Genomic DNA, 13,017 nt, shown 5'->3' with positions numbered 1-13,017 from the left:
ATGTAGCACGAAAAACAGAAAATTTAACTGCAGTGGAGGGATACATAATGGCAGATCGTCGCAATTTATTTTTCTTTTATGGTGATGACAAAGCAACGCTCGTTGAAAAAATGAAACCAATCTATCGTATTTTAGAAGAGAATGGATTTACCATATTAGATCATCCAAAAAATGCAAACGCTATCGTCAGTGTTGGAGATGATGCAACTTTCTTACAAGCCGTTCGTAAAACTGGTTTTAGAGAAGATTGTTTATACGCAGGGATTTCTACGAAAGATGAAATTTCGTTCTACTGCGATTTCCACCTTGATCACATTGATACAGCCCTTCAAGAAATTACAAAAAATGAAATTGAAGTGCGAAAATATCCAACAATTCAGGTAGATGTAGATCACGGTACATCTTTCCATTGTTTAAATGAGTTCTCATTACGTTCTAGCATTATTAAAACATTCGTTGTAGATGTTCACGTTGATGATTTATATTTCGAAACATTTAGAGGTGACGGTTTAGTTGTTTCTACCCCAACAGGAAGTACAGCTTACAATAAATCATTGCACGGTGCAGTTGTTGATCCGCTTATCCCTTGCTTCCAAGTAAGTGAATTAGCATCACTAAATAACAACACATACCGTACACTCGGTTCACCGTTCATTTTAAATCACGAACGTACATTAACTTTAAAACTAAGACCAGACGGTAATGATTATCCTGTTATCGGTTTGGATAATGAAGCGCTTAGCATTAAACAAGTGGAAAAAGCTGTTGTACGCTTAAGCGATAAACAAATTAAAACAGTTAAATTAAAAAACAATTCTTTCTGGGAAAAAGTACAGAGAACGTTTTTATAGTATTAAAATAACCGCCGACTTATGGGATTCCATAAGTCGGCGGTTATTTATTTCTCTCGCTATCGGCCACTACTCTTGTCATATTTTGTCGGTAAGTCGATATATTCCGAAAATCGCTGATATATTTTCACGCACCTTTTCTATACACAATCTTCCCATCAATTACGGTCATCGCCGCTTGTACTTCTCTTATTTCTTCTGGCTCTATTTCAAAAATATTGCGGTCTAATATCGTAAAGTCCGCTTCATAGCCTTTTGTAATTTGCCCTCGCTTCGCTTCTTTTCCGATTGCATAGGCACTTCCTGTTGTAAATAAAGAAACAGCCTCATATGCCGTTAGCCTTTCTTCCGGCATATAGCATACACCGTCAATAAAACTTCTGCGTGTAACAGCGCTATATATACCTAGAAACGGATTTACTTGTTCAATTGGAGCATCCGAGCCACCGTTACAGTGTAATCCTGCCTCCAGTAACGTCTTCCAAGCATACGCATAACGAAGACGATGCTCGCCTAGTTTTTCAATGACTGATGGGAAGTCCGATGACACAAATACGGGCTGAATATCAATAATGGCTTGTAAGTTTTTCATTCTCTCAATCAATTCTTCACGAGCAAGCTGGCAATGAATAATCCGATCACGTAATCCTTCTGCTGGTGGATATAATTCAAGTGCATCAATCACATACTGGAGCGATAAATCACCGATTGTATGAATCGCAACTGACATATGTAAATCTCGTGCTTTTTTCACTAACTCCGCAAGCTCTTCACGTGAGAAAATTGCAACCCCATTTGTTTCCTGCGCATCTTCATACGGTTCACTTAATAAAGCTGTTCTTCCGCCAAAAGAGCCGTCAGAAAAAATTTTCATCGCCCCCAATTCAATATAGTGCTCATTTTCATATTCTTTTCGTTCATGTGCTACTTCATGGTGTACGAGCAAGTGTGCTTTAAATGGCATTTCCTTTATAACATGAGAAAACGCATTGTGCGTTTTTCTAAAACCACCGTAATAATTTAAATCTTCCGTATGCCCGCCAACGAGTCCATATTGCCAGCAGTCTTTAATCGCTGTTTGCAAAGCGCTTTGTAAATAAGCTTCATCAATTTCAGGCTGAACATGTTTCATTAACTCTTGCCCTTGTTCATATAAAAGGCCTGTTAACATATTTGATGAATCACGGCCAATTTTCCCACCTTTCGGATCTTGCGTCGTTTCTGTTATGTTCGCTTCTTGTAGTATATATGAATTCACCCATGTAACGTGGCGACAAACACGTTTTAATAAAATCGGATGTTCTTTAGAGATTTCATCTAAATCACGTACGTGAACTTGTTTTGTATCTGTAAAATTATTTTCATTCCAGCCTTCTCCAATAATCCAAGAACCTTTTGGCGCTTCTTCTACTCGTTTCTGAACGAGAGTTAGCACTTCGCTATACGATGTACAATTTGATAGATCCAAACGAAGTAATCTCTCTCCATGCCCAATCAGATGCATATGACTATCAACGAGACCTGGAATCATTGTTTTCCCCTCTAAATCGTACAACTTCACCGCAACATATCGGTTTTCTAACTCTTCTTTAGTCCCGATATCCACAATCCTGCCATTTTCAACGTAAACAGCGTCCACTTTTTCGTTTTCTTCTCTCATCGTGTAAATGGTGCCGCCATACCAAATTTCTCCCATATATCCCATCTCCTTTGTTTTATTGTATAAAAAAAAGCACCATTTCAAAACATGGTGCTTTTCTAAAAATTACTTTTGTTCAGTAGTAGACGTTGTAACTTGCCATTCAATATTAAATTTATCTTTTACTTGTCCGTATGCTGGGCTCCAGAACGTTTCTTGAAGTGGCATGATAACCTCTCCACCTTCTTGTAACTTATCGAATACTTCTTTCGCCTTTTCCGCGTTACTAATTTGAATTGCGATTGTTACTTGAGATCCGATTGCATGCCCTTGACCTGGGAATGTATCAGAAATCATAAGTTCCGTATTACCAACTTTTAAAGTAGCGTGTAAAACGCGCTCTTTTGCTTCAGCTGGAATCGGGTATTCTGGATTTTCAGGCATGTCACCAAAAGTTTGCATGACTTCTACTTTTGCATCTAACGCCTCTTTATAAAACTGTACAGCTTCTTGCCCACTACCATCTAAAACTAAGTACGGATTAATACCTAAAATCATACGGACACCTCTTTTTTAAATTTATAAAATCGAACTTGTGTTCGTTTTTATAATATCATATGGTTTGTAGTTCATTCAACTATTTTCGAAATTATTTTGAAGGAATCTCCATCTCTTGTTTTCTAAGTTCAATACGGCGAATTTTTCCAGAAATCGTTTTTGGTAGTTCATCTACAAATTCAATTTTGCGAGGGTATTTATATGGTGCAGTAAGTTCTTTGACGTGTTGTTGGAGTATTGGAATTAATGTTTCTTCGTTCTTTTCTATATTCTCTCTTAATACGATAAATGCCTTCACGACACTTCCGCGAATTTCATCAGGGCTTGCGACAACCGCACACTCTCTTACGTAAGGATGTTTTACAAGTGCATCTTCTACTTCAAACGGTCCGATTGTATAGCCAGAACTAATAATAATATCATCTCCGCGTCCTTCAAACCAGAAATAGCCGTCTTCATCTTTCTTCGCTTTATCACCGGTAATATAATAATCACCGCGGAATTGCATCGCTGTGCGCTCATCGTCTTTATAATACTGTTTAAAGAGGGCTGGTGTTTCAATGTGAACTGCAATATCACCAACTTCTCCTATCTTTACCGGAATACCTTCCTCATCTACAATATCAACGTGGTTACCTGGCGTCGGTTTTCCCATTGATCCTGGTCTAATATCCATCCCTTTCATTACACCAACAAGTAATGTATTTTCCGTTTGCCCATAGCCGTCTCTTACTGTAATATCAAAGTGCTTTTGGAACGTTCCAATGACTTCTCTATTTAACGGCTCGCCTGCGGATACAGCGCTATGTAAAGCTTCTAAATTGTACTCACTTAAGTCTTCTACTTTTGCCATTAATCTATACTCAGTCGGCGTACAACAAAGTACATTCACCTTATTCTCATCTAATAAATTTAAATATGTTTTCGGTTCAAATTTACCGTTGTATACAAATCCTGTTGCCCCTGATCCTAGAGTTGCTAAAAATGGACTCCAAATCCACTTTTGCCAGCCTGGACTAGCTGTCGCCCATACAACATCATTCTCTTCAATTCCGAGCCAATTTGGAGCGCTCGTACGTAAATGAGCGTATGCCCATGCATGCGTATGAACAACACCTTTTGGATTTCCTGTCGTCCCTGACGTGTAAGATAAAAAGACCATATCTTCTTTATCTGTCTTCGCCATTTCTAACAGGTCACTTTCTGTTTCTAACGCTGTTTTTAAATTAATCCATCCACCTACTGACTGCTCGCTCAGAACGAATTTTTGAAGAGATTCCATCGCTTCTATATCATCAAACTGCCCAATGTACGGCTCATAACTTACGATTGCTTTTACTTCTCCGTGTCCAATGCGATATTCGATATCCTTTTTGCGCAACATTTCCGAACTCGGAATTACGACAAATCCTGCTTTAATCGCAGCGATATACGTCATGTATGCTTCAATTAAACGCGGCATCATGATAAGAAGCTTGTCCCCTTTTTGCAGACCACTCTTTATAAAAGCGTTTCCAATTCTATTCGCACCTTGCATTAACTCAGCGTATGTAACTTCTCGTCTATTCCCTTTATCATCTTGCCAAATTAAAGCAAGCTTCTCTTTATCACCTGTATATTTCTCTATTTCGGAAACTAAATTATAAGACGGTGGCGCCAACAATTCTTCTCTCTTCATAAAATATCCTCCTTCGTTTCTATGCCTCCCTTATATAATAAAGAATTTTCAGTTAATTTTGAACCCTCTTCTTTTGACAAATTTTTTATGTCTATGTCGAAATGAATGTATAACGATGCAAACAACAAAAAGAAAGAGCGGGAGAACCCGCTCTTTCTAAGCCATCGTATATGGGATTATTTTTGGAAACCGCCTAATTGTTGCTCAGCTAGTGAAACTAGACGTTTAGTGATTTCGCCACCAACAGAACCGTTAGCGCGAGATGTTGCATCAGCTCCAAGTTGAACACCAAACTCTTGAGCGATTTCGTATTTCATTTGATCTAATGCTGCTTGAGCACCAGATACTGCTAATTTATTGTTGCTTGCCATGTTGTATCACCTCCTTGTGAGTATAGAGTGTGATAAACAACATGACTTCATACATATTTTAGATATGGTAATTTATGGTTTTAGAAAAGTTCTTCGAATTTTTCTTCTTCCGCCACTACTTCTACCGTTTGTAATACCATTGTTTCTTTATTCGCTACAGCTTCGTCAATTAATGGTGCGAAATCGTATTTTGCTTCAAAACGATTCGCTTTTTCACGCTTTGGCTTCGTCGCTGGGCTTGCTGGTGTGAATACTGTACAGCAATCTTCGTACGGACGAATTGAAATATCATATGTGCCAATTTCTTCAGCGATTTTAATAATTTCTAATTTATCCATCGTAATAAGTGGACGAATAACCGGATAGTTTGTTACTTCGTTGATCGTATGCATACTATCTAATGTTTGGCTTGCTACTTGTCCAAGACTTTCACCAGTCGTGATTGCAAGTGCATTACGCTCCTCTGCGATACGCTCTGTAATACGCATCATCATACGGCGCATAACTGTCATTGAATAGCTAGATGGAATTTCTTTATTAATCGTTTTTTGCACTTCTGTAAATGGAACAAGGTGAAGCGTTACACGTTTACAGTACTTCGTTAACTCTTGTGCTAAATCGATTACTTTTTGTTTTGCACGCTCACTTGTGAAAGGTGGGCTATGGAAGTGAACTGCTTCCACAGACACGCCGCGTTTCATCGTTAAGTACGCTGCTACTGGGCTATCGATACCACCAGAAAGAAGTACCATTACTTTTCCGCCAACGCCAACTGGTAAACCACCAGCGCCCATATGCTCACCACACATAATATAGCTGTAACCACTGCGAATTTCTATACGTACATTCACATCTGGATTATGAACATCTACTGTGATATCCTCTGTATTTTCTAAAATGTGCCCACCGATTTCTGGAAGTAACTCCATCGTCTTCATTGGGAAGCGCTTATCAGAACGGTGCACTGTAATTTTAAATGTTTTCACATCATCTTTTACTTGCAAGAAAGCTGCCAATGCACCTTTTTTAATATCTTCTAATTCTGATGGTACTTTCATCGCTAAGTTAAATTTATGAATACCAAATACATCTTTCAATCTTTCAGAAATTGCTTCATGGTCTTCGCCATTTAATTGGATGTACATACGATCATGTGTTGCATCGATTTTAATATTTGGGAACTTTTTCAGTTTAAACTTTACGTTATCTTTTAATGTGCTTACAAATTTAGAACGGTTCTTACCTTTAGTCGTCATCTCTCCATAACGAACTAAAATATATTCATATGTCATCATATTTCTTTACCTCATCACTTCATATAATTTTGGCATCGTCTCTTTCACAATACCTTCAAATTGTTTTACTTCTTCCATCGTGTTTTCTGGTGCCAAACTAATGCGAATAGCACTTGCAGCAGCGGCATGCGGTACTCCCATTGCCACTAACACTCTGCTCACTTCATTTGCTTTTGAAGAACAAGCAGACTTCGTCGATACATATACACCGTGCTCTTCTAAAGCATGAACGACCACTTCTGGTTTTAAACCAACAAATGATACATTTAAAATGTGCGGTGCTGCATATGCAAGCGACGTATTAATCGTTACATCTTCCATCTCTTTAAAGAAACGGACAAGCTCTGTTTGTAAATTTTGCAAATGAGCTACCTTTTCTTTCACTTGTTCCATTGTCATGCGAAGTGCTTTCACCATCGCTACAATGCCAGGTAAGTTCTCTGTACCGGAGCGATACTTAAGCTCTTGTTGACCACCTGATAAAATTGGATCTAACCTTACGCCATCACGTACATAAAGAAGACCCGTTCCCTTTACACTGTGGAATTTATGTCCAGATATTGAGCAAAGATCAATATGAGAAGCATATAAATCAAGCGGTACTTTTCCTATCCCTTGTACATGGTCCACATGGAATCTTATTTTCGGATAGTTCGATAATAACGTTCCAATTTCAGCAACAGGCTGAATTGCTCCAGTCTCGTTGTTCACATGAATAATTGACACAAGAATCGTATCTTCACGAAGTGCTCGTTTTACATCCTCTACCGATACAACACCATGCTCATTAACCGGTAAATATGTTACATCAAAACCGAGATCTTCTAATTGTTTATATGCTTCAAACACAGACGCGTGTTCAATATTTGTTGTAATGATATGTTTACCGCGCGAACGATTCCTCATCGCTATTCCTTTAATCGCAAGGTTATTCCCTTCGGTTCCACCTGATGTGAAAATAATCTCAGAAGGTTTAACATGAAGAAGCTGCGCTGCAATCGTTCTTGATTGTGTTAATAGACGCTCTGCCTCTCCTCCAAGCGAATGAATAGAAGAAGGGTTTCCAAAATATTTCCCAGCAACCGTTACGTACGATTGAAGGGCCTCTGGATATGGCTTCGTCGTCGCACTATTATCAAAATAGATCATCGTTCTTCCCCTTTCAGCGCTGTCACATCATATAATCATATCACAAATACGTGTCATTACGCTAAGACTACTAAAAGGTTCCGTTATATTTTAATACGAATAACCTTACTGTATTCCGCTATTCATTATAGCAACATCGCCTGCAAAATTACACAAAAAAACAAACCCTTATGAAAGGGTTTGTTCATTGTCTACATATTCAGCTATTTTTTGAACAACGCCAGGTTCAAGTTGCTCTAGTACAGAAGCCGCTTGTTCTAAAGCTGCATCGTATTGATATTCACGGAATAATTTCTCCGCATAATTTAAGCTCTCTGCAAGGTTCTCATCATGACTGCGGTAACGATTACCATATTGAATTAATTTTTCAACTAAATACGCTTGTCCAATTAACTCTTCTGTCATTTCAGCTACATCATTAACAGTTGTGTATGCTTCTTCTAAACTGCTATTTACAGCGTTCATATTTAACGGCTTCACTTCTAACTGTTCATATACAGCTTGCATTGCCATTTGTCCTCTTTTTAAATCTTCCATAATGCTTTCTGGAAGACCTGGCAAATTCGACTTTTGCATAAAACGTTTCGTTTCAAAAATGATATTTCGCATTTCTTGCAACTTCTCACGCGCTTCAAATTCCTCTTTACGCATCGTTTGCAGCATTTCTTTATATTCTGCATGAAGTACTTTTAACGTTTCACATTGCTCATAAACCTCTTCTAGTTCTTCACGAATAATAGAGAAGGCAATATCTTGTTCCGCAACGCGTAATTGCAGCATTTCAAAACGTTTCGTTAAAATATGCATTTGCTTTTCAATTACTTTCTGAGACTCAATGTCCTTATCTTGTAACTGATAACTCTGTTTCACAAGCTGTGTTTCTACCTTTGTTTCAATCGTTTCAGCGCGAATTTCTTCTAAGTCTTCATAAACAGAAAGTGTTTTTTGCTCCACATAATGTCTCGCATGTACTTCTTGTTCCAGTTGATCATAGAAGCCATCTAAACGCGTTTTTAAGTTTTCTACTTTTTCAGCAGCTTCTGTTATATGAAGCTCCTGTATATCCATTAAACATGTGTGTAGTTGTGTCGTCATATCACGAACTTCTTTAGGGACTTCCAAATACTCTAATACATAACCTTGTCTTACCATATCATTATGTCCGTGTAATAAATCTTCCAGCTGAACTGGTAACGTCGCTTGACACTCTACCAATAAATCTGGAATTTGGTGAATAATGATTTCTAAGCTTGCCAAACCTTCTTCTAAACTAATAACAATTTCTCTCGCTTTTAAATAGTCGCCATTATCTGTTGCCTCTTCAAAGCTTTTAAACTTATTAGATTCAGCATCTAGCATCTCTTCAATTTTCTGCTCTGCTGCTCCATACATATGTCTATGAGCAAGAACACTCTTCTTCATACTACGATATGTATCACGTAACTCTTCAATTTCCGAGCTATTTTTTTCATGGCTTTCTAACAATTGCTGTAATTCATTTAAAATGTCTGTAATACGATTATCAGCGTCATCTAAACCACTTATGGATTCATTCATCGCATGCTTTGCTTTTCGGAAGGAGAATTGCGAGGCGAATTTTCGCGCTTGCGCTAAATCTTTGTCAGCTTTCGGAAGGGTTGTTGATACAATTTCATCCCATTCTTCACGCCATTTACCAAACAGTTCTTCTGTTTGACCCGTCATATTTAAATCTTTTACCCGTTTTAGTTCATCTGCCACAGGTTTATCTTTTATTTCTTGTTTCCACTGCTCCAGTGCCTCAATATCTTTATATGAACGATTTCTTATCACAAGCTCTATCATGAGCAGCACTAGAATAGAGCTTACTACAATGATAACGATCGTCAGGATAGAATCCATGCAAAAAAGCCTCCTAGTTATATCTCTTTTTTTGTCCGTTCCGTTTATGAAATGGAAGGCATTATGTATAAAAAGGGAATTCCCCTATATTTAACAACTAACAATGTACTAATCATACCATGTAATGGCTTGTTTTTGACCTAGTTTTTTTTAAAATTTCATGTTTCTTTCAATGCAATTGTAATCTTTCTCAATATTCTATTTGGATTATCTCTCATCATCAAATGAATGCAATAAAGTGAAACTTTAATCAGTAGGGGTGTTTCCCCCCACTGATTATCAGCCCTCACCAATCGGGCTTTTACGGGCGGTTGATTCCCCACCTAACTTCTTTGCTTTCGCTGAACTTTGAGGTGGGGTCTTACTGCCCGTTAATGCGGGACAAAGGTCCTTCTTCCATATGAGATGCGAAATAAATTTTGCGCACAAGTGGTGGCTCAATAGAAATCGCATGTACATTCCCTTGCTTTACCGCTTGCTCTACTGATATTTCTGGAAGTAACGTAATACCAAGTCCAGCTCCGACCATCGCAAGCATCGGTTCGGCATAAGAAGTTTCAAATGCTATAATTGGTTTCGCACCTATCCCTTGAAACATATTCGTAATCATTTTCCTTACATCACAGATTTCTGGATATACGATTAACTTTTCATTTTGCAAATCGTCCATTCGGATCACTGTTTTCTCTTTATAAAGATGATCATTCGAAACGACACACACAATTTTTTCTTCTCGCAATTCTTTTATACACGTAGCGCCTTCTACCACTGAATCGACGAACATCGCTTCAATCTTCCGTTCTTTAAAGAGTTCCATTAGTACTTTCGTATGCTCAATTTTCCATTCTACTTCGAATCCGTCACCTAATATATCTTTACATTTTGATATGTAATGTGCTGCTAAACTTGGCAATATGCCTATAGAAATTTTCCGCTTCTCTTGAAATTTCTTCATTTCGGTTTTCACTTCATGTATGTGCTCCAAAATCGGTAACATTCTTGTTATAAATAACTCTCCAGCACTTGTTAATTCCACTCCTTGCGCGGAACGCTTGAGTAAAGTAACCTCTAAATCCGCTTCTAACCTTTGAATTTGCTTACTAAGCGCCGGTTGAGAAATATGTAAAAGCTTACTCGCCTTTGATAAACTTCGCGTATTCTTCACTTCAATAAACGATCGTACTGCCTCCAAATCCATCGTACACACCTCTAACAAAAAGTTATAACTGTTATAAAAAATCGATATTTCCTTCTATAAACAATTACTCTCTATACTTATTTCATCAACTTACTATAACGAAATGTAAAGGGGAAAGATACTCTTGAACAAAAAACAAATGCTACTTGGATCCCTCCTATGCTTACTTGCCGTAACTGCTTGGGGATTTATGTTTCCTGTCATGGCAAATGCCCTGCAGTTTATCGATCCGTTCTACTTCACAACTATCCGGTACGGATCAGCAGCTATTATTTTTCTTATTTTGCTATTCATTACTGAAGGAAAAACTTCACTCCACTTAGAAAAAAGAACACTTTCTTTATTCTTTTACGGAACAGTCGGTTTCGCTGGATATGGTTTTCTCATTTTTTACGGCCAACAACTTGCCGGGCCTTCTGGAGCCATCCATGCCGCAATGATTCAGTCCCTTATGCCGCTCATCGCTTTATTATTGCAGTGGATAACAAAAAACAAACGCCCACAAAACTACACATTCCTTTGTATGTTCCTTGCATTGCTCGGTGTTATGCTTGTCATTTCAAAGGGAAATATTCACTTATTATGTGGAGCTGCCAGTCACCTCTCAACAAATATACTTATGCTATGCGGCGTTACTTGCTGGGTCATTTATACAAATGGTGGTGCTCGTTTTCAATCTTGGTCACCACTTCGATATACGACGTTAACTTGTTTATTCGGCTCGATTTCACTCATTGTTATTGTCACTTTCTTCACTTACACAAACATCGTTACTATACCGTCACTACGTACAATTATGAGCGTTCGTTTTGAGCTATTGTATATGTCGATTATTGCAGGTGTTATCGCTGTATTTTGTTGGAACACAGGAAATCGCTATATTTCATCTATTAACGGCATATTATTTATGAATTTAGTTCCTGTACTTGCACTGATTGGTTCCATCTTTCGAGGTTATACAGTCGACAAAATTGAAATTGCCGGAGCCTCATTAACAATTATCGCGCTATTATGCAACAATATATGGCAAAGAAAAGAAAGCACAAAAATCCCCACCTCAGTTCGTTAGGTGGGGATTCTTCACATATGAACAGCTCTTGGCAATTCATGGTATATATTCGTTATACATAATGTTTGTTCCATCCATTGTTCAATTTCTTTCGTGTACATTTCTATGAAAAATGTCTCAGACGGAAAAGAATGCAGCACTTCTGATATATATTGCGGATATAAAAACGGCATATTCATCATGCCTTTTAATTGCGTCATAAACATTGTAAAAGACACCTTTTTAAATTCTTGCTTCATTTGTCCTTGCTTTATAATTTGCTCTATATAATATCTTTCTTTAGAAAAATAAATGGTCATCACTTCGCGAATTAATGTCGTATCAAGCGAAAGCTCTCGGTAAAAAAAACGTGTCAATTCCCTATTTTCAAATTGATATCGTAAAATCCCACGCACCATTTGCACCATCATATCTTTAGCCGACAAATATTCTCTCTGTTCAAAGGACGTTTCAATCACATGAATATAACCTTCTAAAAAATCAGTAATAAGCTGCTCTAATAGGCCTTGCTTTCCAGCAAAATAATATGAAATATTCGCTACATTCACATCCGCTCGCTTTGCAATGTCTCGCACCGACGTCCCGTCATAACCTTTCGTATTAAACAACGATATTGCCGCATCAATTACTTTTTGTTTCGTCTGTTTCATGCGCTCACTTCCTCTCACTGAACAGCTATAGTTTAAATTTCTTGACTTTTAAGACAAATTCCTTTAATTTTCTATCGACAAAGTCATGTGAAATACATCGTATTTTGCTAATATTTTACACATCTCGATAAAAAGGGAGTTGTTTCCATGTTCACTAAAGAAAGTTATGCAGGTTCTCGTGAAGAGCAATATGAGACAGTAATTAAACAACTGGATGCATTATTAACTGGCGAATCAAACGTAGTCGCAAACTTATCAAATGCGTCCGCATTATTAAACCAATTTTTAGATCGTGTGAATTGGGTTGGCTTTTACGTAACAGAAGGAAATCAGCTTGTTCTTGGACCATTCCAAGGAATGCCTGCTTGCGTGCGCATTCCATTTGGACGAGGCGTTTGCGGCGTTGCAGCTGAAACGAAAACACCGCAGCTTGTAGCAGACGTTCACCAATTCCCAGGACATATCGCCTGCGATAGTGCTTCTAATTCAGAAATCGTCGTACCGATTGTGAAAGAAGGAACTGTCATTGGTGTACTTGATATCGATAGCCCTGAAAAAAATCGTTTTGACGAAGTAGATCAGCGCTATTTAGAAAAGTTTGTGGAAACACTCCTAAAACATATGTAAAAAAAAGAACTAGTTATCGATTGAGTACATCACGTACGAAACCGATAGCTA

12 protein-coding genes are annotated in these 13,017 nt (G+C 37.9%); 3 read left to right on the top strand and 9 right to left on the bottom strand.

Translation table 11 applies throughout. The features are described 5' to 3' along the window. The first annotated feature begins 47 nt into the window (after positions 1-47). Positions 48-851 (top strand): NAD kinase, encoded by an 804-nt coding sequence (locus ACUN28_RS05855; RefSeq protein WP_016085958.1) that lies wholly within the window; start codon positions 48-50, stop codon positions 849-851. A gap of 127 nt (positions 852-978) precedes the next feature. Here the strand turns inward: ACUN28_RS05855 and ACUN28_RS05850 are convergent, their stop codons facing one another. The 8 genes from ACUN28_RS05850 to ACUN28_RS05815 all read right to left on the bottom strand — a co-directional run bounded on the left by ACUN28_RS05850 (position 979) and on the right by ACUN28_RS05815 (position 10,620). Then, positions 979-2,547, bottom strand: a complete 1,569-nt coding sequence (locus ACUN28_RS05850; protein WP_016085957.1) for an amidohydrolase — start codon at positions 2,545-2,547, stop codon at positions 979-981. Positions 2,548-2,616: 69 nt separating this feature from the next. Continuing rightward, positions 2,617-3,048 (bottom strand): VOC family protein, encoded by a 432-nt coding sequence (locus tag ACUN28_RS05845; RefSeq protein ID WP_016085956.1) that lies wholly within the window; start codon positions 3,046-3,048, stop codon positions 2,617-2,619. A 91-nt stretch (positions 3,049-3,139) separates the two neighbouring features. After that, positions 3,140-4,726 (bottom strand): acyl-CoA synthetase MbcS, encoded by a 1,587-nt coding sequence (gene mbcS / locus ACUN28_RS05840; RefSeq protein ID WP_016085955.1) that lies wholly within the window; start codon positions 4,724-4,726, stop codon positions 3,140-3,142. A 176-nt stretch (positions 4,727-4,902) separates the two neighbouring features. Next, on the bottom strand, positions 4,903-5,097 hold the full coding sequence (locus ACUN28_RS05835) for an alpha/beta-type small acid-soluble spore protein (RefSeq protein ID WP_000157912.1): 195 nt from the start codon (positions 5,095-5,097) through the stop codon (positions 4,903-4,905). An 80-nt stretch (positions 5,098-5,177) separates the two neighbouring features. After that, positions 5,178-6,392: a tRNA uracil 4-sulfurtransferase ThiI gene (gene thiI / locus ACUN28_RS05830; protein ID WP_016135454.1), complete on the bottom strand. Its 1,215-nt coding sequence runs from the start codon at positions 6,390-6,392 to the stop codon at positions 5,178-5,180. Positions 6,393-6,398: 6 nt separating this feature from the next. After that, positions 6,399-7,541 carry a cysteine desulfurase family protein gene (locus tag ACUN28_RS05825; protein WP_016085953.1) on the bottom strand — a complete coding sequence of 381 codons (1,143 nt, stop codon included), beginning with the start codon at positions 7,539-7,541 and terminating at the stop codon, positions 6,399-6,401. 168 nt (positions 7,542-7,709) lie between these two features. Then, positions 7,710-9,422 (bottom strand): septation ring formation regulator EzrA, encoded by a 1,713-nt coding sequence (gene ezrA / locus ACUN28_RS05820; protein ID WP_016136846.1) that lies wholly within the window; start codon positions 9,420-9,422, stop codon positions 7,710-7,712. 361 nt (positions 9,423-9,783) lie between these two features. Next, on the bottom strand, positions 9,784-10,620 hold the full coding sequence (locus tag ACUN28_RS05815) for a LysR family transcriptional regulator (RefSeq protein WP_016085951.1): 837 nt from the start codon (positions 10,618-10,620) through the stop codon (positions 9,784-9,786). Between the two features lie 124 nt (positions 10,621-10,744). Between ACUN28_RS05815 and ACUN28_RS05810 the strand changes: the two genes are divergently transcribed. Next, positions 10,745-11,689, top strand: a complete 945-nt coding sequence (locus tag ACUN28_RS05810; RefSeq protein WP_016136847.1) for a DMT family transporter — start codon at positions 10,745-10,747, stop codon at positions 11,687-11,689. A gap of 11 nt (positions 11,690-11,700) precedes the next feature. Here the strand turns inward: ACUN28_RS05810 and refZ are convergent, their stop codons facing one another. Next, positions 11,701-12,339 carry a forespore capture DNA-binding protein RefZ gene (gene refZ / locus ACUN28_RS05805; RefSeq protein ID WP_016136848.1) on the bottom strand — a complete coding sequence of 213 codons (639 nt, stop codon included), beginning with the start codon at positions 12,337-12,339 and terminating at the stop codon, positions 11,701-11,703. A 147-nt stretch (positions 12,340-12,486) separates the two neighbouring features. On the opposite strand from refZ, the gene ACUN28_RS05800 reads away from it, so the two are divergent. Continuing rightward, positions 12,487-12,966 (top strand): GAF domain-containing protein, encoded by a 480-nt coding sequence (locus ACUN28_RS05800; RefSeq protein WP_016136849.1) that lies wholly within the window; start codon positions 12,487-12,489, stop codon positions 12,964-12,966. Positions 12,967-13,017 lie beyond the last annotated feature (51 nt).

Source organism: Bacillus sp. WC2507 (genome assembly GCF_052656125.1).
Note: the sequence above shows the minus strand (reverse complement) of the source record. Positions and strands in the feature narration are given on the sequence as shown.